Annotated in this window: 25 protein-coding genes and 1 tRNA gene; 18 read left to right on the top strand and 8 right to left on the bottom strand. The window is 38.6% G+C overall.

Features of this window, described 5'->3' with window-relative positions:
• Nucleotide 1: 1 nt before the first annotated feature.
• Nucleotides 2-835, bottom strand: coding sequence for a hypothetical protein (locus tag BN3769_RS01235; RefSeq protein ID WP_068466748.1), 834 nt, complete (start codon nt 833-835; stop codon nt 2-4).
• Nucleotides 836-996: 161 nt separating this feature from the next.
• Between BN3769_RS01235 and BN3769_RS01230 the strand changes: the two genes are divergently transcribed.
• From BN3769_RS01230 to BN3769_RS01200, 7 genes are all read left to right on the top strand, one after another.
• Nucleotides 997-2562, top strand: coding sequence for a S10 family peptidase (locus BN3769_RS01230; RefSeq protein ID WP_079989361.1), 1566 nt, complete (start codon nt 997-999; stop codon nt 2560-2562).
• A 54-nt stretch (nt 2563-2616) separates the two neighbouring features.
• Nucleotides 2617-2689 (top strand) — tRNA-Ile (locus BN3769_RS01225).
• Nucleotides 2690-3034: 345 nt separating this feature from the next.
• Nucleotides 3035-4117: a tyrosine-type recombinase/integrase gene (locus BN3769_RS01220; RefSeq protein WP_068466746.1), complete on the top strand. Its 1083-nt coding sequence runs from the start codon at nt 3035-3037 to the stop codon at nt 4115-4117.
• Nucleotides 4110-5192: a hypothetical protein gene (locus BN3769_RS01215; RefSeq protein WP_068466744.1), complete on the top strand. Its 1083-nt coding sequence runs from the start codon at nt 4110-4112 to the stop codon at nt 5190-5192. The genes BN3769_RS01220 and BN3769_RS01215 overlap by 8 nt, the downstream gene beginning before the upstream one ends.
• Nucleotides 5193-5327: 135 nt before the next feature.
• Nucleotides 5328-5546, top strand: a complete 219-nt coding sequence (locus BN3769_RS01210) for a DNA-binding protein (protein ID WP_154017770.1) — start codon at nt 5328-5330, stop codon at nt 5544-5546.
• Nucleotides 5547-5626: 80 nt separating this feature from the next.
• Entirely contained in the window at nt 5627-7225 is a 1599-nt protein-coding gene (locus tag BN3769_RS01205) for a YfjI family protein (protein WP_068466741.1), read from the top strand.
• A 224-nt stretch (nt 7226-7449) separates the two neighbouring features.
• Nucleotides 7450-8472, top strand: coding sequence for a CHC2 zinc finger domain-containing protein (locus BN3769_RS01200; RefSeq protein ID WP_068466739.1), 1023 nt, complete (start codon nt 7450-7452; stop codon nt 8470-8472).
• 575 nt (nt 8473-9047) lie between these two features.
• On the opposite strand, the gene BN3769_RS01190 is transcribed toward BN3769_RS01200, so the two are convergent.
• On the bottom strand, nt 9048-9464 hold the full coding sequence (locus BN3769_RS01190; protein WP_068466735.1) for a hypothetical protein: 417 nt from the start codon (nt 9462-9464) through the stop codon (nt 9048-9050).
• A 123-nt stretch (nt 9465-9587) separates the two neighbouring features.
• On the opposite strand from BN3769_RS01190, the gene BN3769_RS01185 reads away from it, so the two are divergent.
• The 3 genes from BN3769_RS01185 (at nt 9588) to BN3769_RS01175 (ending at nt 11146) form a co-directional block, all read left to right on the top strand.
• Nucleotides 9588-9821, top strand: a complete 234-nt coding sequence (locus tag BN3769_RS01185) for a helix-turn-helix domain-containing protein (RefSeq protein ID WP_068466732.1) — start codon at nt 9588-9590, stop codon at nt 9819-9821.
• Nucleotides 9822-9912: 91 nt separating this feature from the next.
• The gene (locus BN3769_RS01180) at nt 9913-10692 is read left to right on the top strand and encodes a hypothetical protein (RefSeq protein WP_068466729.1); all 780 of its coding nucleotides are present in this window, start codon (nt 9913-9915) and stop codon (nt 10690-10692) included.
• A gap of 124 nt (nt 10693-10816) precedes the next feature.
• Nucleotides 10817-11146: a hypothetical protein gene (locus BN3769_RS01175; RefSeq protein ID WP_068466728.1), complete on the top strand. Its 330-nt coding sequence runs from the start codon at nt 10817-10819 to the stop codon at nt 11144-11146.
• 459 nt (nt 11147-11605) lie between these two features.
• Here BN3769_RS01175 and BN3769_RS01165 read toward each other — a convergent pair whose 3' ends face one another.
• From BN3769_RS01165 to BN3769_RS14605, 6 genes are all read right to left on the bottom strand, one after another.
• Nucleotides 11606-12703 (bottom strand): hypothetical protein, encoded by a 1098-nt coding sequence (locus tag BN3769_RS01165; protein WP_068466724.1) that lies wholly within the window; start codon nt 12701-12703, stop codon nt 11606-11608.
• Between the two features lie 37 nt (nt 12704-12740).
• Entirely contained in the window at nt 12741-13049 is a 309-nt protein-coding gene (locus tag BN3769_RS01160) for a hypothetical protein (protein ID WP_068466721.1), read from the bottom strand.
• Nucleotides 13050-13084: 35 nt separating this feature from the next.
• Nucleotides 13085-13861 (bottom strand): hypothetical protein, encoded by a 777-nt coding sequence (locus tag BN3769_RS01155; RefSeq protein ID WP_068466718.1) that lies wholly within the window; start codon nt 13859-13861, stop codon nt 13085-13087.
• Nucleotides 13862-13945: 84 nt separating this feature from the next.
• Nucleotides 13946-14491: a hypothetical protein gene (locus BN3769_RS01150; RefSeq protein WP_068466715.1), complete on the bottom strand. Its 546-nt coding sequence runs from the start codon at nt 14489-14491 to the stop codon at nt 13946-13948.
• 9 nt (nt 14492-14500) lie between these two features.
• Complete coding sequence (locus BN3769_RS01145) at nt 14501-14917, bottom strand: hypothetical protein (protein WP_068466711.1); 417 nt, start codon at nt 14915-14917, stop codon at nt 14501-14503.
• A 16-nt stretch (nt 14918-14933) separates the two neighbouring features.
• Nucleotides 14934-15110: a hypothetical protein gene (locus BN3769_RS14605; RefSeq protein WP_154017769.1), complete on the bottom strand. Its 177-nt coding sequence runs from the start codon at nt 15108-15110 to the stop codon at nt 14934-14936.
• Between the two features lie 519 nt (nt 15111-15629).
• Between BN3769_RS14605 and BN3769_RS01140 the strand changes: the two genes are divergently transcribed.
• From BN3769_RS01140 to BN3769_RS14325, 8 genes are all read left to right on the top strand, one after another.
• Nucleotides 15630-16697 carry a tyrosine-type recombinase/integrase gene (locus BN3769_RS01140; protein WP_068466708.1) on the top strand — a complete coding sequence of 356 codons (1068 nt, stop codon included), beginning with the start codon at nt 15630-15632 and terminating at the stop codon, nt 16695-16697.
• A gap of 96 nt (nt 16698-16793) precedes the next feature.
• A complete protein-coding gene (locus BN3769_RS01135; RefSeq protein WP_228840585.1) occupies nt 16794-17783 on the top strand; it encodes a PDDEXK nuclease domain-containing protein in 990 nt (329 codons plus the stop codon).
• Entirely contained in the window at nt 17780-18904 is a 1125-nt protein-coding gene (locus tag BN3769_RS01130; protein WP_068466706.1) for a hypothetical protein, read from the top strand. Before BN3769_RS01135 ends, BN3769_RS01130 begins: the two co-directional genes overlap by 4 nt.
• 53 nt (nt 18905-18957) lie before the next feature.
• Complete coding sequence (locus BN3769_RS01125) at nt 18958-19164, top strand: hypothetical protein (RefSeq protein WP_032123677.1); 207 nt, start codon at nt 18958-18960, stop codon at nt 19162-19164.
• On the top strand, nt 19157-20848 hold the full coding sequence (locus BN3769_RS01120) for a DUF927 domain-containing protein (RefSeq protein ID WP_068466703.1): 1692 nt from the start codon (nt 19157-19159) through the stop codon (nt 20846-20848). The genes BN3769_RS01125 and BN3769_RS01120 overlap by 8 nt, the downstream gene beginning before the upstream one ends.
• A gap of 83 nt (nt 20849-20931) precedes the next feature.
• Nucleotides 20932-21795, top strand: a complete 864-nt coding sequence (locus tag BN3769_RS01115; protein WP_068466700.1) for a hypothetical protein — start codon at nt 20932-20934, stop codon at nt 21793-21795.
• 258 nt (nt 21796-22053) lie between these two features.
• Entirely contained in the window at nt 22054-23538 is a 1485-nt protein-coding gene (locus BN3769_RS01110; protein ID WP_068466697.1) for a type I restriction-modification system subunit M, read from the top strand.
• Nucleotides 23535-24728, top strand: coding sequence for a restriction endonuclease subunit S (locus BN3769_RS14325; RefSeq protein ID WP_079989360.1), 1194 nt, complete (start codon nt 23535-23537; stop codon nt 24726-24728). The genes BN3769_RS01110 and BN3769_RS14325 overlap by 4 nt, the downstream gene beginning before the upstream one ends.

Genomic DNA, 24728 nt, shown 5'->3' with positions numbered 1-24728 from the left:
CTCAAGTAGGTGTCGTATCCGGAAAGGGAGAAAAAGGATCTTCCATTCTCAAATCAGGGTTGGCCCAGTTGAGGAAGCGTTCGTCTTGCTCTTGCAGCGTGCCCCGCATATGGTACAAATCAATCTTTTCACAAAATCGATTGTAAATTTCTCTCCAGCGATTCTGAGGCGTTCCTGGCGTATAGAAAGGCGCTTTTTCCGCATCAGTTATATTGCGGGTCCCTTGGTAATAATTGCCATTGAAATAGACATAGCCCCTAGCTAGATGGTAGAGTTGAGTGACGCTGCAGCGAAAATACTTATAGCAAAAATTGTAGTCCGTCCTGGCATAGGCTTGAAAAGTCAAGATATTTGCCATTTTAGCCGGTTTATCAGGCTCATTTTCTGTCAGCTCATCCAGTTGATGGAAAATTAAGTCGATCTCATCGCCGGCGCGTTCCATTAAATGAGTGAATTGCGTAATCAAAACGGGATCTTTCCAGGCTTCTTTGTGTGTTAAGCGGCTGTGAAAGGTATTCCACATGCAAACCAAACGATCATGGGAGCGCTCTAAGGGATCAGAATCGAATACGCCTTTAATGGGAAAGTAGCGACCGGCTGCTTCTCGCACCCTTTTTTCTGCTATTCCTTCCTCGTTCAGCTTTCGGATACGCTGTGGCCAAAGCACATAATGCTTATATAGAGAATAAAGCTTATAAAAAGAAAATAAGGCAATAATGCCTGCAGCGACCGCACTAATGACGGCAATAAGCTTTTCTCTTTTTGACAATTCTTTGTAAAAGAGAGCGGGAAAGTTAACGAAAGACGAGAACGCGATAGGATTTAAAGTAAGCATAAGCCGACCATTTTTAACTGAAAAATATATAAATGATTAAAAGCTAAGTCAATAGGAATTTTTGAAAGAGGGAAACGGCAGGCAAATGAGATGGCATAAAAAAGAAAAAGCCGTACAATAGCCCCAAATACCGAAGTTTATAGAAATAGATAAGGATGATTATGCTCAAAAAAATATGCCGCCTATTTTTCTGGAGTTGTCTTGTTTTTCTTCCTTTTAGCGTAACCGCAGAAGAAGCGAAAAAAAATGGCAATGACCAAGAAGCCAATAAAACAGCCTGTATTGACCAGGAAGAATTTTCCGAGACAAGGCATGAAGTCACCATTAATGGGCAGCCGATTGCTTATAAAGCTGTTGCGGGTAATATGATCCTTAGGGACGACAATTGCAAGTCCAAAGCGAGCCTGTTCTTTATCAGCTATACCAAGGAGGGGACAGAGGACATGCGCCAAAGGCCCATTACCTTTTGCTTTAATGGAGGCCCCGGTTCTTCATCGGTTTGGTTACATTTAGGCGTATTTGGGCCTCGGCGGGTATTTTTGACGGAAAACGGGGATGCCTTGCCGCCTTATCACTTGGTCGATAACGAATTTTCCATTTTGGATCAGACCGATTTGGTTTTCATCGATCCCGTTTCAACGGGTTTTAGCCGGGCCATTCCTCCCGAAGAAGCGAAGCGCTTTCATGGGGTGGAAGAAGACATTAAGTCTGTCGCTGAATTTATCCGCCTGTACATCACCCGCTTCAATCGCTGGGAGTCGCCCAAATTTATTGCAGGCGAAAGCTATGGGACAACGCGTGCGGCAGGCTTGGCCGGTTATTTGCACGATGAGTACTATATGTATGTCAATGGTGTGATTCTTGTCTCTTCCGTTCTTAACTTCCAGTCCATTGATTTTTCTGCTGGTAATGATTTGTCCTATTTGCTTTTTTTGCCCAGCTATACGGCAGCTGCTTGGTACCATAAAAAGCTTCCTGAAGACTTGCAGCAAGCCAGCTTGACAGAGGTCTTGCAGGCCGCGCGCGACTTTGTCAACAATGAATACGTGCTGGCTCTTTTCAAGGGAGATCTCTTATCTCCCCAGCAGCGCGCAGACGTTACGCGCAAGCTCGCTCGCTTTACCGGCCTTTCTTCGGACTACATTGAGAAAAGCAACCTGCGCATTGACATCTTGCGCTATGCCAAGGAGCTCTTGCGCAACCGCAAACGGACGATCGGCCGCTTTGACAGTCGTTTTATGGGCATAGATGCCGATGCTGTGGGCGAGCGCTTTGAGTATGATCCCAGTGCGGATGCTATTTTCGGCGCTTTTACAGCCACGTTTAACAATTATGTCCATACGGAGCTCAAGTGGAAGAATGATAACCATTATAAGATCTTGACCAGCGTCCAGCCTTGGGACTATGGCATTAGCAATCAGTATTTGAATGTGGCCGATACGTTGCGCGGCGTGATGACCAAGAATCCGTATATGACTGTTTTTGTGGCAAACGGGTATTATGATTTGGCAACGCCGTTCTTTGCGACGGAGTATACGTTCAATCATTTGGGATTGGATCCCTCTTTGCTCGATCATATAGACATGCAGTACTATGATGCGGGGCACATGATGTATATTCATCGTCCCTCTTTGATCAAGCTGAAGAAAGATTTGGCGAGCTATTATCAGGACACGCTTAAGCGCCAGGATGAAGAGGAGCGAAGCGGAAATCAAGTCAGGCGTTAAAAAGACTTGATTCTTGTTCAACGGATTGGTATCCTAATGGGTACCAATTTTTATGGGGCAATAGCTCAGTGGTTAGAGCAGCGGACTCATAACCCGCTGGTCGTAGGTTCAAATCCTACTTGCCCCACTCTTTTCACAACCTATTCTAGACAGTTCTTTGCTTGCTTCGTAAATTGTGTAAGATCCTCTTTTTACGCAAATTTTACGCACTCAAGCAGAATAAATGGCAGCAATTGCTTTTTATTTAAAAATCCCCTTTCTCCCTTCCTCCAAAAATCCCATTTATTTTTTTACATAGTCAAAATCAATCAATTTTTTCTTCAAGTGCGTAAAAAGTGCGGAATTCCAGATGAATCGTTATGGAATACCACTATAAAACAACCAGTTAGAAAGAAAATGCAGCGGAATTGTAATCCCTTGTTCTCATTTAATCCCTTTGGTTTTAAAATATTTTCTTTAACGGAGATTTGCTATGGGTACAATTCGCGAACTAACAAAAAAGAATGGAGAGAAAAGCTATCATGCAGAGGTAAGGCTAAAAGGATTTCCATCGCAAAGAGAATCTTTTCGTACAAGAACGCAAGCCAAAAAGTGGATTCAAGACACAGAGGCTGCTATTCGTGATGGACGTTTTAAAAACCAATCTGCATCAAGAAAATATTTGGTTAAAGAATTAATAGATCGTTTTATTGCTCAATGCCTTCCAAAGCATCCAAAATATTATGTGAAAAAGGTTGGCTTGTTGTCTAAATGGAAGGAAGAGTTAGGAGATGTCCTTCTTGCCAATCTTTCACCATCTCACATCGCTACTGTAAGAGATAAGCTTCTCTCAGAAAAAACCTCTAAAAACAAACTAAGAAGTCCATCCACTGTTAATCGATATATAGCTGCTTTTTCGAAAGCCTTGTCAGTCGCTGTAAAAGAATGGGAATGGATTTTAGAGAATCCAGTAGAGAAAATAACAAAACCAAAAGAATCTCGTGGAAGAGATCGATTTTTAAGCTTAGACGAAAAGGATAGCCTTCTAAAGGCTTGTAAAGCTTCTTCAAACCCTTATTTATATTCAATTGTGGCTATAGCTTTAATGACAGCCATGCGTTATGGGGAAATTATTAACTTGAAGTGGAAAGATATTGATTTTGAGCAAAGATTGATAACCCTTCATGAAACCAAAAATGGAGAAAAGAGATTTATTCCATTAACCGAAGAAATTATTTCAATTTTAAAGAAATGCCCCACTTATGGTTCTGAACCTATCAGCTTTATTTTTCAAAGCTTTAAAATTATTCAATCCAATCAACCTATTTCTATAAGAAAATCCTTTGCACGCGCTTTAAAAGAAGCTGGCATATCAAGCTTTCGCTTTCATGACCTTCGACATACGGCCGCTTCCTATTTAGCTATGAATGGAGCGACACAAGGGGAGTTAATGGCAATCCTTGGTCACCGTTCACCTCAAATGACACGTCGCTATGCTCATTTTAGTCAGCAGCACATTGCTAATCTATTACAAAAGAATAACCACACCATATTGAAGGAGAAAGAAAATGAATAAGAAACAAAAACAGGAAAAGGAATTCTTTGATAAAGCCGAGTGTCTACAAGCTTTAATGAAATTATCTATCCATGATGAGGGTTTTGCTACGCATTTAAGCAATTTTCTACTGCTATTGCAAAAACATCCTTATTCAAAAGAATTTTATTTTTCTTGTCGAAAGAAAATTGAAGAGAGGAATCAGCAAATTGAAAAACAGAAAATTGTAACATATGAGTGGTTTGCAGAAGTTATCTCCAAACTTGATCAAATTATACCTCAAAACCAATTAGATATACGAAAAGAGTTAAAAGAACTTCAGGATTTATTTGCGGGAAAAATATTTGAATATGGAAGACCTTTATACGATGCTCTATGGCTTAAAATTCAAAGAATAGCTGTAGTTGTATCCTCAGCAGAACTTAGTTTAGCAGACTTTAGCTTGGACTTAAGTTTTCTTAATGTAGATAAAATACCTACAAATGTCAGGAAGTTATTATTTCATTCAGATAGTGAGCACAAATGGGAGATTAGATTGGATGTTGATGATTATGAAATTTTAAACCAATTAATTTTTTGGCAATCTCTTTATTCAAATAGTCTAAATTTAGGTGATGGAAACAGAATTGTTTATGCTCAAAATGAGTTAGACCAATCTTACCGAAACCACCTCTATGCTTTATTCAAGGAAAACTATCCTGCATTAAGACAATCGCTTTCTCAAGAGGGATGGAATTGTAGCAGTCTCTTAAAGCTTATTGAGAGATTGATTCATTTTCTCAAGCTATTTCATTCTCGTGTAACAGGTTTGGCTGGTCCTCAATGCAGAACTGTTTATTCTGAAGAAACACAGAATAAGGCTATTCAAGTAATTAGAAAACTTTTCACCCGCTATGGACTTAAAGATCGGCCTAAAATCAAGACACAACATGTCGTAGATTTGATTAGTAGCACTTTTGGTTGGGATAAGAAGCCAATAAGAGAAGCTTGTAAAAAGCTCAGAGAAGAACTTATTTGGCATCCTAAAAGTTCCAAGTCTATAGCCTTGCTAAGTTCATCCGAACTAAAAAATATTTGCCTATCCGAATTGAAGTAAATTTAGGCTATTAAGAAAGTTTTTTTCGAGAGAAAAGCCTATCCGAAATGAAATTCTCAATTATCACCAGGAATAGATATGTCTTTTTTTTATAATTGAGATCAAACGACAACAAGCAAATTTATGGAGGCTTTTATGACAGTAGAAGAAAGTAAACTTTCAACTGTAAAACATTTTTGTTCCAAATTTAGTTGGCCATCTGAGAGTGCCCTTCGAGCCATAATCTTAAATGCTTCAACTAATGGTTTTCAATCAGCTATTAAACGGGTAGGTAGGAGGGTACTTATTGATGAACAGGAATTTTTTAAATGTATCAATAGGATACAAGAAAGAACAACCTACAGCCAGCTATGATTAATATGAATAAGATAACTAATAGACAACAAGAAGTAGAATAAGCCTGCCTGCCAGCAGGCTCAAATAAAGGTACAAATATGAGTCTAGCAAATCAGACATCTATTGAGCAAATAGATTTTTGCTCCCAATCAAACGAAATATCGCAATTGAGTATTAAGGAGAAATCTTTAGAAAGGGCAAATCAATTGGAACAAATGCTGCAGAATCAGAACCTACAAGATGGTAACTTTCCCCAAGCAAATAACCATAGCCCGATTCCTTTGCAGCGAGATTCTATAAAGCAAGAAGCATTTCCATTTGAAAGTTTGGGTGAGATTCTAGGAAAGGCTGCAAAAGCCTTGTATGAAATTATTCAAGCACCGGATGCTATCTGCGGATTAAGCGTACTAGGTGCGGCCGCATTAGCTACTCAAACTTATGCCGATGTTGAAATTGATGGCCGTCAATTTCCTTTATCACTTTTTTTAATTTCTATTGCCGATTCAGGTGAGAGAAAGAGTGCTGTTGATAAAGTGGCTTTAAAGCCTATCTATGATTGGCAAAAAATGCTTATGAAAACCTATCTAGAACAATGTCAAAAATTTACAAATAACCGAGACTTATGGACATTAAAAAGAAAAGAAATTTTAGCTAATCCTTCCGAAAGAGAGTCTCAGTTGAATACATTAGAAGCAGAACCTACACCACCCTTAAAACCAATTATGATAGTGGAAGAACCTACCTATCAAGGATTAGTTAGGCTATTGGATGAAGGCCAGCCTAGCATAGGATTATTTTCTGATGAGGGCGGTAGCATGTTTGGGGGATGGGGAATGAATTCTGAAAATATGCTAAATACATGCTGTGGATTATCTGGGCTTTGGGATGGCAAGCCGATTAGTCGAATACGTACTAACGAAAGCAAATTTTTATATGGTCGTCGATTTTCTCTTCATTTAATGATCCAACCTGTTGTATTTGACCAGGTTAATTCTAGCAAGATTTTAAGTTCGCAAGGTTTGCTTGCTAGGTGCCTAATTGCTCATCCTTCTTCCAGAGCAGGATCTCGCAGTTATCGGGAAATTAACCCCTCTCTAAATCCCGATATTTGTAAGTATTTTGAAAGAATACAATTCATTTTAGATCAACCTATTCCGGTGGATAAAAATAGCAAAGTGTCCAATGAGCTAAATCCAAAAGTTATAAAATTAGACCAAGAAGCCAAGCTAGCCTGGATAAATTTTTATAATGAAATAGAAAAAGAACTGCACTCTAATGGGATCTATCACTCTATCAAACCTTTTGCTAGTAAGGTTCCAGAGCATGTTCTTAGAATAGCTTGTGTAATTACTTTAATAGAAAACATTGAGGCGGCATTAATCCATATAGATTGCTTAAACCATGCTATTTCTCTTGGTAAATACTTTCTTAATGAATCAATTAATTTGCAAAAATTGTCTACTATAAATCCAGACGTGCTTTTAGCTGAGAAAACTTTACAATGGATGGAAGACAAATATCCAGACCAGATTGTTCCTTTACCATTTATCTATCAATATGGTCCCAATGCAATCCGAGAAGCTAAAAAAGCCCGTTCTATAATGAAGATTTTATTGGAGCACAACCAGGTTATTATACACCGTAACGTTGAGGTTTCTGGAAAAAATTATAAAGAGGCATATTCACTTAAAAAATAAAAACCTGCTAAAATTGCTAAATTGGTATTTATAGTCTTTAGGATAAACGATTTATATTAATTATATAAATGCTAAATAGTTTCTAAATCATTGCTAAAATCATATGCAGTTATTAGCAAAATTAGCTAAGTTTAGTAAAAGTATGTATAAACGTAACATGTTAACTGTAAGACGAATAAACATTGTTTTTAGCAAATTAGCAACTTTAGCAATAATAAATTATTATGATTCTTAATTTAATCAATAAATGCGGTCTTACTCCTAAACGAGCATCAGCTAAAGAATATCATTCTTCCTGTCCTCATTGTGGCGGAAAGGACCGTTTTATTATTTGGCATTTAGAAAAAAAATATTGGTGTAGACAATGCGGAAAAAGAGGAGATGAGATTCAATTTTGCCGAGATTTCTTAGGAATGAGCTATCTTGAAGCTTGCCAACTGATTAGAGTGCGGCCTCAAATCTTAAGGGAAGGTGAACAGCCAAAGTATCAGTCTTATAAGGCACCTTTAATTGCAACTCTTCCTTCCTCGGAGTGGCAAGAAAAGGGATTAAACTTTAATAATTGGTGCCAAAAGCAGCTTTTGGAGTCAGCTAAAATTGCTAATTTGCTAATGATGCGAGGATTTACATCTGAATCTTTAGAAAAGTTTAGAATAGGCTTTAACCCAAAGAATTTTCAAAGAAAATTAGAAGAATGGGGATTACCTAAAGGCAAAAATAAGTTATGGCTGCCAAGTGGTATTACAATACCTACCTTTCAGGAAGGTAAATTAATTAAGTTAAAAATTCGAAGAACGGATTGGAAACAAGCTGATCCCCTTCCTAAATACGTTGAAGTGATAGGCAGCATGAATGCGCCTTCATTTTATGGAGAAGACTATAACAAACCAATTTTCATTATGGAATCAGAATTAGATGCTATGCTGACCCAGGAAGCTGCGGGCGATTTGTGTGGTTGTTTAGCAGTGGGCGGAGTTGGACGAAAGCCTGATCTAAATACTCATTATAAGCTATGTAATTCTCCTCTACTCTTATTCTGCATGGATTATGACGAGGCAGGCAAAAAAGCCTATGCTTTTTGGCGCAATACCTATTCTAATTTAAGAGCATGGCCAGCACCGGAAGGAAAAAGTCCAGGAGATGCTTTGGCTTGCTTTAAAATTAACTTACGCCATTGGGTAGAGGAGGGAATTAAGCTATATTTAAAAGGCACTTTTCCTAATGATTTCGATAAAAAGGAAGCCTAAAGATGAAAAACTCTTGGTGGTACTATTGGCGAAGAAAAGGGCATATTACAAAAAATTGCGTTGAGCAATTCGCTTTTCTTGATACTTCATCTTTTCGAAATAGCTTTAAGTGTAATAGGGGAAGCTACAATTGGAGAAACGTTAAAATTGATATCTGTGATGATCGAATGCAAATTTCTTCCTTAAGTGGTAAGCTATTTTTGCCTTACGAAATATGCATCGACAAGACAGTATGCCATTATGGTCATTATCGATATTGGTTTATCTGTCCTAATCCCAATTGTTCGAAAAGAGTTAAAAGGCTTTATAATGACCAAGGAATTTTGCAATGTCGCCATTGCCTTCGGTTAGCTTATATCTCGCAAAATACTCGCAAATCAGATCGGTTACTAGCTATGGCTCAAAAGCTTGCTCGAAAGCTGGAAGGAGATGAATTTTTTCATTTGGTAAGACCGAAGCGAATGCACCATACAACTTATCAAAAGATAAAGAGTAAAATTGAAGAATACATACTGGCAGCAAATATATCCTTTATGAATGAATTCTACCTATCTTATTCCAAAGTTTAATTGAATCTATTTCCAACTAATTTCGGGTGTATAAGAAAGTTCCAGGCTTTTAAAATTTTTGTATTTTTCAAATTCTCTCAAAGGGACTACAAAATCTCCTTTTATTGTGCCTGTAAAATTACCCGTACATACTTTTATCATATTAGAATTTAAAGAAAATCCATCTTCGTCTAGAAATTCCAAAAAAATTAATCCCTCTCTTTCTGATAAAGGAGAGTTAATTTGAATAATATAAGCGAATGTGATGCTCTTTTCCCCACCAGCCCAAAGCGTATCGCATGGGTCTAAATATACTTGTTTTAACTTAATAGAATAATTTTTATTTTCCCATTCTCTAATAGGTTGATTTTCTAAATAAATTTGTTCTGCATAATTAGTTGCACTAAGCAGAATTAAAAATAAACATAAAATTATCTTTTTCATAATAAACCTATTTTTATTTTTCCGACAGGATAATTATAAACACTATGGGTTTTATTTCAACACCCATAGTGTGTGGTTTTTTGGTGCTTAAGAATTTTAGCCTTTTGCTTTTGGAGCAAAGGGATGAAGGAAGCACACAACAGAAAACGCACAAAAATAAGGGTGGATTTTGGAGCGAAGGTTCGGCAGCTTCGCTATCAATTGGACATATCTCAAGAAAGGCTAGCGGAATTAGCTAACCTGCACCCTAACTACGTAGGAAGCGTAGAAAGAGGCGAACGTAATATCGCCTTAGAAAATATCATAGCCTTAGCACATGCTCTGCAGTGCTCTCCCAAAGATTTAATGCCAGATTAAAATAATCAATCTTGCTATAAGAATTCTCTCTATTTAGAATGATTCCAGTTAATTCTAAGCCTTAACAGTTGAGATGAATTGAAGGAATGCTATGAACAAAATAAAGCTTCTTGCTAACCATTTAATCGATTGTAGTTGCTATTTCGGTATCATTCTTCTTTTAATAGGAATGATTAGCTCATTGCTTCTTCCATATTTTTTTGATTCATTTGCGTTTTTGATTCAAATAAGTAATTCAGGAGAGAAAATAGTAGGAGTTTTTGGTACTATTTTTTTTTGCGTTGCAATTTTGCAACGAGATAAATTAGTTAAATTATCTCTTTCTCATAAAGGCATGGAAGCTACTCTTGAACAAATTGCAAGCAAACAAAATGAAATTGAAAATTTGGAAAAGCAAATTATTCAAGTCCAAAACAATATTCGTGAAACAGTTGTAGATGCTTTAGAGATGTATTCGCGTATTATAGCAGCCTCAAATAGATGGGCAGGTTGGACTAAAAAAGAAATTAACAAGTCAACCGATGCCATTAATCGAAGAGGAACGAGCCTAAATTTATCAGCTTCAGAATGGCAAAGAGTTTGGGCACCACGAAAACGTTGGGAACTTATAGACGAATCTATCGCAATATGTGAAGATATAATAAAAAAGGCTTTTCCAGACAATCAAACTAATATTGATGCTAGAAAGATTCAAGAAACATTTAATTCTGAATGGCAAGAAAATGATATTGTTTCTCCCTCTAGTCTTGAAAAAATTCTTAGCAATTTAAATCAAAATTTTTCAGAAGAAGATACTTTTAAAATTAAGCAGAAAATTAATTCATATCGAAAAAATGTTAGCGAAACAGTCTTTGCAGATGCAGCCTATTAATAATCATTATTAACATCAAATTTTACATAACGTTGATATTTGAAAAATTCATCAAAGCAATTTATTTAGCCTATTTACAGAAAATGTAGGTATTTAAGATATTGTAGCCAAAAAGGAAACGAATATGGAAAAAGGACAAACGGTTATGACAAATTCCATTGATGAATTATTTCAAAAAACAGAGAGCAAAGAGAGTTCTGCAGTAATCCTTGATGAAGAAAAACCATCAACTTATCAAAAGAAAAAATCTTCCAAAAAACAGCGCATCACCGTTCAAATTTCTGAAGATGTTATAGAGCGAGTTAAAAACGCTGTCTATTGGACGCCTGGTCTTACACTAGCCTCCCTAGCAGAAGAAGCCTTCTCGACGGCTGTGAATAAGCTAGAAGAAGAAAGAGAAGCCTCATTTCCGAAGAGAAAAGAGGAATTGAAAACTGGAAGACCCATTAGCTAAAATTAAAATTACAAAACTATTAGAATTTCATCATCAATACAGTGGCATATCAAGTAATCAACATAGTCGTAAACAGAATATTTTATTCCATTTGCCTCAATATATGAATCTGGAAGATATTTTGCTATGTTACCATACCCCTGTTCACTGTAATTACAGAACAGTTGAACACCAACATACGGTCCACTTTCTACGGTATTAACGATATAAAGTATTTTTCCTTTTTGTTCATATATATTTTTAGATACATACCCTTGATAATCAGGATTATAACTAATATCGTACTTAGTAGAATAGAGGCAAGTTTCAGCTAGTAAAGGAAATGACTGAAAAAATAAAAAGATCGATAAAAAGAGGCATAAAAAATTAGAGCATTTTATTGTCATAAACATCCTTAATATGTCACGAAAGTATTTTATTTGTTTTGTTTCTGTCTTATTAAATTTTGAATCTATTCAATTATTCTTTGGATATTAGTAATTTGCATTGATGCTGAACTTTCTTTTCATCTAAACTAATTATACAAAGAAAAGTTCCATATTCATCATAAGAGAAAGCGAACAATTTTTCCCCTTCGGGAAGTATGACAATTTTAGGCTTAAGGCTTTCTTGATAGCATTCATACTTACCTGGGATAAAAATAGATTGCTTGTCGTAAGACTGATCAGATTTTTGGAAGCGAGTGCGAATGAAAACTATATGTCCTTTTTTGGTCCTAAATTTGGAAATTATCCAAGTCTCTCCATCTTGTTCAATAACTTCATTGCTTTCTGGTTCTTCTATGTCTCGTGTATTTTCAATATCTTCTTCTTCAATATCCCTTTCTAATTCCTCGGTAACAACATAATCAAACATCCTTGCACACCAAACATAAGTAGAAAGTTCATTGCGATCTTTTGACTCTTTAAAGGCTTTTAGCTCATTCGTAAAAATGTTACTTATGTGCCTTTTTATTGACGCATATTGAGCTTTGGTAAGTTGTATATAATTGGAACGAGGCTTGCTTTTACTACAATAAATAGAAAAAGCCCAATTAACAGAAAACTTCATTAGCCTTTCTCTTCCAACTTGAACTTTTGTTGAAGCTTGAGAACCTTTGAAACTTACATCATCCTCTTCTGTGTTTCCTTTACAAATATTCTCAACAATTTTTGTCCAAACCTCGCATCCATAAGTGATGTCTGATATCCCTTGTTTAAGAATGCTGATTTCTTCTGTAATTTTAGAAATTTGGCTTTTCTTTTCCCATTTCTCTACGATTTGCTTAGCATCTATAAGTTTTTCTTGTGCTTTATAAAAATCAAATAAGCAATCTTGCTCACTCTTTTCAGAATCTAAAAAAGCCATAAGAGATTTAACAAATAATTCGTCAGCTTCTTTGCAGTAGTCAATAGCTAAAGCCGCATCTAAGGTAAACTCTGTAGCTAAACGCTGTTTAGCTAAGAAAGTTAATGAGTCGGTATAAGAATTTATAGCTGTTCTATCTTGCTCACTGAATACAATATTGGAAGAGAATACAAAAAACAGAACCAATAATGAAAATACTTTTGTTTTCATTTATACATCCTTTTTATTAAACGGGAGTATTTTAAACCTAACCACCTAATTCATAAACTTTTTCAATAGCGTCGTCCTCGCTTAATAAATAATCCTCTACATAAAAGCGACTTTCATCTCTGCTAGAAAGATTATAAACATCTTTAAACCCATAAGACTCAATATCACCTACAATAGTATCACCTTCAGATGGATTGTTTCCTCCATACCATTCTACAACAGAACAACCTCTTCCAGTATCAATTACATAATAGTCGCCTTTCTCTAAAATTACTTCCCCTTTTGCGGCCATCAACAATGATGGAATTAAAATTAAGGCACTAGCAAAACCGTTTTTAAATAACATAATCATCACCTGATTTAATTTTTAATTTATTGATTTTAGTCTTTATAAAACCCTTCAGCTTTATAACTTTTATATGCGCTTGCTAAAGAATTATATTTCTTCTGTTCTTCTTCATTAAGTTGCCTTCTATATTCTAATCGCTTTCTGGCTTCTTCTGTTCCATGTCTCGGAAACTGTATAGCAGCCAAATAACCGCTCACCTTATATCCACTTTTTTGAATTTGCGGCCCATAATAGTATTGTGATAAGAGGGTATTGGTTTTTCTAACACTGTCATTTCTTTTGATTGGTACGATTGGACTCCAGGAGGGAACTTCTTTAAGTCCAACCCAAACTCTTTCCTTATGAAAAATAACAACCTCATTTCCTCCAATTTCAGCAAATTTATTGTCGATAAGAATTAGAAGCTCAATAGGAGAGATGTCTTGCCACTCTAAATCTTCTTGATACTTCCTATAAATTTCGCCAATTAATGGAGTAGGGTTATTCCAAGCTTGATAGCATATGTCATCATGAAACATTGTCTTAATAAGAGCAAAAAGCTCATTTTTTACTTTTTCAGCTTCTAGCTTTTTCGCTTTTTGAGCCTTGTAGTAATCATAGTTTGAAGACGTAGATGTAGTAGATGTATATGTTGATTTTTTAGTTCGAGAATTTTCTACTTTATAAATTATTAATATGATGAAGGAGATGACTAGAATAGAAATAAAAAGAAACTTCAGTCCGGATAGAAATATGTGGCGAATGGAGGCATTAGAAACAATTAAACCTACTATAAAAACAAATAGGACGATTGCAAATATGAATCCCATATCAGCTTTTTAACCTTTTTCGTAAACGGGAGTATTTCATTAATTAGATTTGTTTATTGAATTATCATAATTACATTTATTTATTTAAACGGGAGTGTTTTCTAGATTGTCTTTCTTGCGTTTATAGACTCTAGAGAGTTGCTTCTCCCATCTCGGCCATTTACCTATTGCTTCGTAAAACAAAGAATTAAGATGCTCTAAGCTTTGAGAATTTTCCATGGCGGAAACATAAGTAGCGCATTCGTCACAAGCTTGAGCAGCGTACTTAGCTTCTTCTCTTTGTATCTCTCTTTCTTTTTCGACACGCTTGTTTTGCTGCTCTTCTAGCTTTTCGCTTATAAAAAACCATATACCGCTAGCAATGCTAAATAAGAACCAAGACAGCAAGGCATACCAGACTAAGGCTAAAATTTTAGCTATTGTCAGAGACGCTAAGGGGGTCTGTAGGATTTCAGCAGCATCTTTATAACTAGATAATAGAAGTGAGAAAATTGAGATAAATATGAATTGAAGATAACCACCACCAGGAGTATCTAAATCATAGCATATCAACCTGAGGGCAAGAATACCCCCCAGTAACCAAAAAAATGCATTCAAAATTTTCTTAAATTTCTCAATGAGCTTTTGCATCTTAACCCTTTAATCGCCATATATGCTGATCACATCAGAGGAATAGGGATTTCCAGCACCGTAAGGATTATTGATGCTATCTGAAGAGTATTTGCTACCGTATCTTCCATAAGGGTTTGATACAGAATCAGGATCGTATTTATTTGCGCTCAATTTACCCCTATAATTGCCATTTTGATCATATAGCTTAGGAGCATCGGTAGCATAAGGATTACTTACGGAAGAATTGCTATAGCGGCTTCCATATGTGCCATATTTGTTATTGATACTTTCTGAGCTATATTTACTTCCGTGAGTTCCATAAGGATTATGGATTGAATTCGAGTCATATTTATTTGTATTGTAATTTCCTAAATAGGTAGATGCAGATAAAAATGATGGGGCAATGGCTAATAAGAATAATATAAATAATTTTTTAGAGTTCATAATTGGATGTCCTTATTTAATAACGTTTCTTTTCTACTTTATGTAAAAGATAATCTACATCTGATTCGAGTTGCTGGATTCTTTGCTTTAAAATCTTATTTTCCTTTTCTTCTTCGTTTTCAAATCCTCCAAAGAACCAGACACCAACCGCTATAAGAATAAGAAACCACCAAGAATTAAAGAAACCGCTCATACAGAAACTCCTAGTTTACATGTGTAAAATTACAGTAAACGGGAGTATTTTATACATTAATTGTATTTTAGATAAATAGGTATTTAGTTGATTATGACTTTGATAATAGGAATTATTTTATTTAAAAGAGTAAATGGTTATTAAGGATAAAAAATAGCCTTATATAATAAAGGGTAAATTAATTACGCAGATTTTACGCACTAGACCGGAAAAGACTGGAATAAAATAGCGTAAATCAACACAATTAGCGGCGTCACAAACCGCTGATTTGGTTATTGCTATGAATTCTGGCTTATGCTGGTTTGTGGAAGGAGAAGGGACTCATAACCCGCTGGTCGTAGGTTCAAATCCTACTTGCCCCACTCTTTTATAAGCACTTATGAGCACGAATTAGCTTGAATGAATAACAGTATTCAAGTTAAAATTTGTCATCGCGGTGCAATGACGGTGCAGTAAAAAACAATCTTAACGCACACCATCCAGCCGCTCGAACCCTGAACAACTAAAAGGTTTGAGCACATGGCATCTATATTTAAACGCAAAAATAAAGACGGGACGACGCACTGGCGCGCTGTCATTCGTGTTAAAGGCTATCCGACTGTTTGCAATCATTTTGCCCGTAAGCAAGAAGCTGACGACTGGGCAATCGATGTGGAAAGACAGATTAAGCAAGGACAATTCAATTTCGGCAAGCACAAGAATCAGCATACTTTTTCCGAACTTGTCGATCACTTCATCAACAACGGCGCTCTTGAGCATCACCGCTCAGCCAAAGATTCCCTTCGCCATTTAAACTATTGGCGCGAGCGCTTAGGCGAGTACGCTCTTGTCCATCTGACGCCCGAGCGACTTGGCAAAGAAAGATTATTATTAATAGAGACGCCGACTAATAGAGGAGAAAAGCGCTCCTCTGCGACCGTCAATCGCTACATGGCGACCTTGTCGTCAGTCTTGAGCTATGCTTGTAGACAGCTTCGTTGGATGGATGATAACCCTTGTTTTAATCTCATTAAGCTTAAGGAAAACCCGGGAAGAGATCGCGTCTTAACTCAAGAAGAAGTGCAGCGCTTAATGACGGCTTGTCGTCAAAGTCGCAATGGCTATTTATATTGCATTGTTCTTTTGGCATTTACAACTGGCATGAGACAAGGCGAAATTCTAAGCCTAACATGGAATCAAATTGATTTTGACAACAAGCTCGCTCATCTCAAAGAAACGAAGAATGGCACGCCACGCAGCGTCCCTCTTGTAGAGGCTGTCATTGAGGAGCTACAGCAGTTATTTCAAAACCGAAACCCTGCCAAGTCACTTATTTTTGCTAGCAAGACAGCCTTTGGGAAAATCGACATTAACAAAGCTTGGAATGAAGCGCTTAAACGAGCGGGCATTGAAGGATTTGTTTTCCATAGCATTCGCCATCACTTTGCTACTCTTGCAGCACGCTCTGGGGCTAGCAACCTTCAACTTAAAACAGCCTTGGGCCATAAAACCTTGCAAATGCTTGAGCGCTACACCCATTTAGATGTGGAGACGACACGCCATTTGAGCGAAACAGTTGCTAAGCAATTTAATAAGAATCAGAAATAAGAGAAAAATTTTTTATGAATTTAAAACGAAGAGATCCACGACGAAAAATTAAAGAGCCATCGAATAAAGGCCTAATTGAAGATTTGCGAGAAATGATTGAAAAAAGCTCGCCAGTCTATTGCTACCACAGTTAATGCTGGCTTGACCTTGCTTTATTGGCATATAGGCAACCGCATTCATACAGAAATTTTGAAAGAAGGGCGTGCTGAATATGGAAAAGAAATTGTCGTGACGCTGTCGCGACAATTGGTGTTAGATTACGGTAAGGTTTTCAATGATAAGAATTTGCGCCGAATGATTCAGTTTGCCGAGGTTTTTCCTGATGAGCAGATTATCGTATCGTTGATACGACAATTGAGTTGGAGTCATTTTGTTGTTCTGCTTCCAATCAAGGAAGAGATTAAACGCGATTTTTATGCTGAAATGTGTCGCATTGAAGGTTGGAATGTTCGAACTTTGCGAAATAAAATTGACTCCATGCTTTATGAGCGGACCGCTCTATCAAGGAAACCAGAATTAGTGGCTCAAGCCGAATTAGATGCCTTACGCAAAGACGACCGACTGACGCCTGACCTTGTCTTTCGCGATCCTTATGTCTTAGAGTTTTTGAACCTCAATGACCGCTACCTTGAAAAGGACCTTGAAGATGCCATCATGCGAGAGCTTGAGCAGTTCTTATTAGAATTAGGTAAAGGATTTTGTTTTCTTGCCAGGCAAAAGCGGATGACGATCGACGACGAAGACTTTCATTTAGACCTTCTCTTTTTTCATCGAGACCTAAAACGACTCGTCGCAATCGAATTAAAGCTCGGAGACTTCAAACCTGAATACAAGGGTCAAGTGGAGCTGTATTTGCGCTGGCTTGATAAACATGAGCGCCGCCCAGGAGAAGAGCCGCCTTTAGGGCTTATTCTTTGCGCAGGCAAAAAGAAGGAAAGAATTGAATTATTAGAATTAGACCGATCGGGTATCCATGTTGCGGAATACTTAACCATTCTTCCACCAAAGGAGCTTTTACAAGAGAAATTGCATAAAGCGATCGAACTGGCAAGGCAGCGACTAGAGCATCAAAGCGAGACCTTATGAAGGCAAATCTAGAGCCGGCCAAACAAGTAATAAAAGATTTCTTAGCTGAAATTGAAGAGTTAAAAAAGATCCGCGCAGCTATCTCTGCTCCCATGCATGCAACATCTTTTTCAATTAAGGATCAAATGCCTGAATTTGATCAAAATGAATGTATGTCTGATGATTATTGGGAAAAAGAAGATGCCTATATTTGGCTGTATGCGGAAGCTTGGGACTTTCGCGCCTTTATGCATAGACCAAAGCTAGCTCTACCCGACTATTTTCAGCAATCCGCTTTCCCAGCTTATTTGCAATGGCAAGATGAAGAAAAAGATATTCTTTATCGAGGCTATATAATTCCACCGCCAGGCGAAAGCCAAGCCCTTGGCGATTATTTGCAGGAATTGGCCTTAATGGCATCGGAGCAGAATGAACATCGCTCTGTTTGGATTAAATCTTTGCGCTCCTTTCTTGAGTTTTTAAGGCAAGATACAGACTTTGATCAGCAAGGAGCCATTGAGAGCCTTTTTCCTTATAAAATGGAATTTAGGCCGGGCTATTCCTTTGAACGTGTCGGAGAAAAAGTTGAAAAGGTCGAGCGTCGCTATATTTTGCGTCGAGTCGACGACGCCGTATATCCAATTGACATCTTGACTGCCTCAGATATTATCAAGAATTTAGCAAAAACTTTTCTTGAAGGGCGTCCAAACTCTCAACGCTCCGCAGCTGAGGCCTTGGGCTTTGCTTGGCTCTGCCATGTAGTTGGCGCTTGTCGTCTGATGACGCGAGAAGAGGCTGTGTTCGCTACGCCTATTACTCAGCTTAAAATCCAAGAGGCAAACCCAGTGGGAGAATATAGCATTGGAATAGAGAGCTTTTTCGGTGTTATTGATATTCCAATTTCAAAAACGCTTTACCATTTCTTACTGGCTTTGCCACGAGATCCAACTACTGATCGCATTTTTTCACTGCCATGGCGTTCGCTACTGCGCACCTTTCAGGAAAAAGGAGTCAAAGCCTCAAAGCAAGCCTGCAATCTTGGCAACATTACCTTTCTTACCTTCATGAGCGCACCACACGAGGCTATTGGTCATCGAGCGTTTATAAATAAAAAACTGTCACCCACCATGCAATCGGGATAATCCACCCTATCAGCGAAGATTAGGCATAAATAAACACCAAACTAGGAGTTTTTATGCCCAATTTTGAATATGTGTCTCCTCAACAAATTGTCTCATGTGGCAAATACCCGTTTACCATAGGGCAGATTCGCCATTATCTCATCCATCGCCACAAAAACGGACTCGATAAGGTCGTGCGCAAAATTGGAAAGCGCATCCTCTTAAGAGTTGATCTTTTTGAAGCTTGGATCGAAGCGCAAAAGGAGGCGAAAAATGGATAATTTCTTTCTCGATGAAAAAGGCGTTTGGTTTATGCCTCCTCCAAACGCCCAAAGTGGGCAATCAGATCCAGTATGGGTCTGTTCTCCACTCGAAATAATTGCCATTACTCGAGATCATGATAATCAAAATCACGGTAAATTACTAAGGTTTTTCGATTATGATGGAGTTGAACACCTCTGGCCTATGCCAATGGAATATTTAGCAGGTGATGGCACCTTATATAGGCAATTTCTTTTATCTAGCGGCTTGCAGATCAAAGAGGGCAGGCAAGGAAGAGAGCTTTTAAGCAGGTATATCCAAAGCTCAAATCCAGACAAAAGAATGCGTTGTGTGAACAAATTGGGTTGGTATGGAAATCTTTACATCCTACCGGACGAGACAATAGGAGAGGTGAAGGACGAAGAGGTTGTCTTTCAAGCTCGCCTGCCAATTATCGCGCATCACGAAAATAAAGGAACGTTAAGTGAATGGCAAAAAGAAGTGGGAAAATATTGTGTTGATAATTCTCGGCTTGGTTTTTGCGTCTGCGTGGCATTTGCAGCTCCTCTTATTCACTTGCTTGGCGAAGAAAATGGAGGCTTCCATCTTCGAGGACCAAGCAGTGGCGGAAAAACGACAGCTATTAAAGTAGCCTTATCCGTTTATGGAGGGGAGGCAATGCTGCACTCTTGGAGGGCTACTTCTAATGGTCTTGAATCCATTGCAACTCTTCACAATGATTGTTTGCTTTGCCTAGATGAAATTGGCAAGCTGGAGCCTAAACTTGCAGGAGAGGCGGCTTATCTTCTCGTCAATGGTGGTGGGAAGCAGCGCTGCGATAAATTGGGGCAAGCTCGAACCAAACAAGCCTGGAGGCTTCTCTTCTTATCCAATGGAGAACTCGGGCTTCCCGATCTAATTAGGCAAGCTGGCCAGAAGGTAAGAGGCGGACATGAAGTCAGGATTGTGGATATTCCTGCCTTTACAGGTGCCTATGGCGTCTTTGATCATTTACACTTCTTTCCCTCTGGCGATGAGTTTTCCCGCATGCTATGTGCCAATGCCGAAAAATATCATGGAACTGCTGGCAAGGCCTTTATTCGAGAAATTATTAAGGATACGCCTACGCATATTCAACGCATTAAAATTCTCTGCGAAGAATTTAAGAAAGAGAATACGCCACCAAACGCTGATGGCCAAGTGCTCCGCGTGCTCAATCGCTTTGCTCTTGTGGCCGCCGCTGGCACATTAGCGACAGAGCTTGGTATAACCGGATGGCCGGAAGAAGATGCTAATTGGGCAACTAAAACATGCTTTGAAGCTTGGCTCAAAAATAGAGGGGGTATTTCAGCTCAAGAAGGGCAAGAGATTCTGCGGCAAGTAAGGCATTATTTTGAGCAGCATGGGGATTCTCGCTTTACCTTAATTGGAAGCCCTGATGAACAAAGAACGATCAATCGAGCAGGCTATAAAAGAATGGTGGAGGGAAATTGGCATTATTTTGCTTTACCCGAGAGCTTTAAACAGGATATTTGCTCTGGCTTTGACGTTCAAGTAGCGACCGCGACCCTTATTGAAAGAGGTTGGCTATTGCCAGACTCTGAGGGAAAGAGCACGCGAGCAGAGCACCTTCCATGCTCGATTAATTCTACGACACGTTGTTATCGCTTCGATGGCAATAAAATTTTTTCTGACGATGTATAAAAAATAAGTGAGAGGTGTGAGAGAAGGGAGAAATATCACGCATCTCACCTCTCTCACCAAAAAATAATTAAGAGGGAAAATATATGAGTTCTTCAAAACAACTGTTGGCCAACCAAAAAAATGCTCTACTTTCCACAGGCCCTATGACAGCTAAAGGGAAAGAAGTTATTTCTGCCAATGCGATTAAGCATGGGATCTTTACTAAAGACTTGTTTGCTGCTGCTTTAATAGGTCAAGAGGATCAAGACGCTTACCGAGAAATGTTAGGTAATCTGCAACAGTGTCTCCTACCGCAAGATCAAATGGAAAGTTTACTTGTTGAAAAAATAGCGATGGATTTTTGGCGATTGAAGCGAGTGATACAATTTGAAGCAGGCAGCATTCAAAAGTCTTTCGAGACGCTTTTGAAAGATTTTTATTCTTACGGACGAAAAAATAATAACGAAATTGATCAAGAAATCGAGGAGAAAAAGGGGTGTCGAGCTTGGATCGCTGCCTACCTGGCAAGCCTTAAAAAAGGGTTGGTTAGCTTTGATGACCCTCTATGGTCTGGCGAAGAAATTGAAAGTGATATGACCGAAGATTTTTACTTAATAGCTAAAACCATAGGCAGTCTTAGTAGTAAAGAGAAGGAGAAGCTGGCCAATGAATCTTATCATTTTATGGAACTCAAAGACATTTTAAATAAAAATGGATATTCTTCAGCGGAAGCAATTTCTCAAAAGCTCCTAGATATTTATGCAAAGCAAGATCAACGTCTCGAAAATGAGATCAAGGATTTAGAAAGACGCCAACTTGATCATGCAAATGTCAATCAACTCAGTACGATGCTTGCCATGATTCCCCAACCGGAAATTGCAGATAAAATTTTAAAATATGACCGTTCATTGCAAAAATCAATTTTTCAAAACCTCCTTATGTTAAAAAAGTTACAAGGAGTCTTTTGAAATTGGGTTTGTTTTGGAGAAAAAATCATTAAAAGCAGAGAGGATACTTGGCCGGATGGGTATCTTGCTTCACATAATTCTCGCGCAAAAATTCTGATTGCCTTAATATAGAACGCTTTAAGTATTTTTTTTAGGCCGCTGCCTCATTTTGATAAGATAGACCGGTAAGCAATCAACACAATTGCAAGCTTATTGTCATCTCATTAATTTGTTGGATTATAATTGTCATTGCAACGGTAAAAAACGGAAGGGATATTCATGATTACAGGTGAACTAAAATCAAAAGTTGACAGAATTTGGGATGCCATGTGGTCTGGTGGTATTTCGAACCCACTTTCGATTATCGAACAATTAACTTACCTGCTGTTCATAAAGCGGCTTGATGAGCTACATACGCTCCAAGAAGCCAAAGCTGCTCGTTTGGGAAAACCAATTGAGAGTCCGGTGTTTAGGGTCGATCAGGAGTCATTGCGCTGGTCAAGGTTCAAAGAATTAGCTCCGGAACAAATGTTCAAGATTGTACGCGATGAGGTCTTTCCATTTATTAAGACTCTTGGGTCGAAAGGGGGTAATAAAAGCGAAGAGGGTAGCACGTATGCTCATCACATGAAGGATGCCCTTTTTATGATACCCACTCCTCGCTTACTGGCTAACGTAGTGGATCAACTTGACAGTATCGACATGGATTCTAGCGATACTAAAGGGGATCTCTATGAATACATGCTGAGCAAAATCGCCAGCGCCGGTCAGAACGGGCAATTTCGTACTCCCCGCCATATCATTCAACTCATGGTGGAAATGACGGCTCCCACACCAAAAGACGTGATCTGTGATCCCGCTTGCGGTACAGCGGGCTTTCTTGTTGCCGCCTCTGAGTACCTAATCAAACATCATAGTGATGCGATCTACAAAGATGCCAAGGCTAGGCGCCGCTTCAATGAGGACACCTTCCATGGCTATGACTTCGATAACACGATGTTGCGTATCGGTAGTATGAATATGTTGCTGCATGGTATCGAGAATCCGGATATTCGCTATAAAGACTCGTTAGCTCAAAGTGATGATGACGATGCAGAAAAATATTCGTTGATTCTGGCCAATCCGCCATTTGCCGGCAGTCTTGACTACGAGTCCACGGCCAAAGATCTGCAGCAGATCGTCAAGACTAAGAAAACTGAACTACTCTTCCTAGCTCTTTTCCTGCGATTGCTTCAGGTAGGGGGACGTGCAGCGATCATCGTACCGGATGGGGTACTTTTCGGCTCAAGCAATGCCCATAAAACGCTGCGCAAAATCTTGGTAGAGGACCAAAAGCTCGATGCCATTATATCCATGCCATCCGGGGTCTTTAAACCCTATGCTGGGGTCTCCACCGCTATCCTATTCTTCACTAAGACCAATTCCGGCGGGACAGACAATGTCTGGTTTTACGATATGCAGTCGGATGGATACTCGCTCGATGATAAGCGTACTCCGCAGCCAGATAAGAGTGACCTTGAGGATATTCTTGCCCGTTGGCAGAAACGTGATGCTGAGGTTGATCGCGCTCGCACGGATAAAAGCTTTTTGGTGCCCAAGGCTGAGATAGTCAACAACGATTATGATCTTTCGATTAACCGTTACAAAGAAGTGACATACAAGACAGTAGAGTATGACGCCCCTAAGGTTATTCTTGCACGGCTTAAGAAGCTGGAAGATGAGATTACGCAGGGACATGCGGAGTTTGAGGAGATGTTCCAATGAATCTTATATCACTTGGTGTACACGCAAAGTTAATTAGAGGGATCACATTCAAACCAAATGAGATATGCGATCTGCAGGATAAGGAAGCCGTAATTTGTCTGCGGACGAAAAACGTTCAAGCAACTCTGGACACAAGTGATTTAATAGCAATTCCTAGAAGCCTTATCAAAAACCCAGAGAAAATGATTTTAAAAGGAGATATCCTTGTATCAAGTGCAAACAGCTGGAATCTTGTTGGCAAGTGCTGTCAGGTCAGAGAGCTTCAATACCCTAGTACTGCAGGAGGGTTCATCTCAATTCTCAGAACGAGGACTAATGAATTAGATTCAGCCTACCTTTATCGTTGGTTTTCGTCAGATGAGATACAAAGAAAAGTACGCTCTTTTGGAAATCAGACAACAAATATCTCAAATCTTGATCACAAAAAAATTTTAAATCTCCAGATCCCTCTTCCACCATTTGCTGAACAGAAGCGGATTGCAGCGATTCTGGATGTAGCGGACGCTTTGCGGGCCAAGCGCCGCGAGTCCATCGCATTGCTTGATACTCTCCTTCAATCTACTTTCCTTGATATGTTTGGCGATCCCATTACCAATCCTATGGGATGGGAAATGGGGGTGATCGGTGACCTTCTTAAATCCGCTAATTATGGTACAAGCAAAAAGGCTAACTCTGAGAAAGGCAGCTATCCTATTCTTCGTATGAACAACATTACCTATTCTGGTGAATGGGACTTTAGTAGTCTGAAATATATTGACCTTGATGAGAAAGAATTGCCAAAGCACTTAGTTCATCGAGGAGAAATACTATTTAATAGAACAAACAGCAAGGAACTTGTAGGAAAAACTGCGGTTTTTCGTAAGAGTGAGCCGATGGCATTTGCAGGTTATCTTGTTAGAGGAATCGTGAATGAATTAGCTGATCCTGAATACATTGGTGCCTTTATGAATACTCCTCAGATAAAGACGTTCTTAAGGAACAACTGTAAAAATATTGTGGGTATGGCAAATATCAATGCTAAGGAGTTTCAAAAAATTCCTATTCCCAAACCTCCCGTAGACCTTCAATGCCGCTTCGCTGCTATTGTCGAATCCGTCGAACGTCAGAAGGTTAGGTTGCGCGCTCACCTAGCCGAACTCGACGCGCTTTTCGCTTCCCTACAACAACGCGCCTTTAATGGTGAGCTGTAG

The sequence above is a fragment of the Candidatus Protochlamydia phocaeensis genome, assembly GCF_001545115.1.
Classification (GTDB): Bacteria; Chlamydiota; Chlamydiia; order Chlamydiales; family Parachlamydiaceae; genus Protochlamydia_A; species Protochlamydia_A phocaeensis.
The sequence above is the reverse complement of the archived record's forward strand: the minus strand, read 5'-3'. Positions and strand labels throughout refer to the sequence as shown.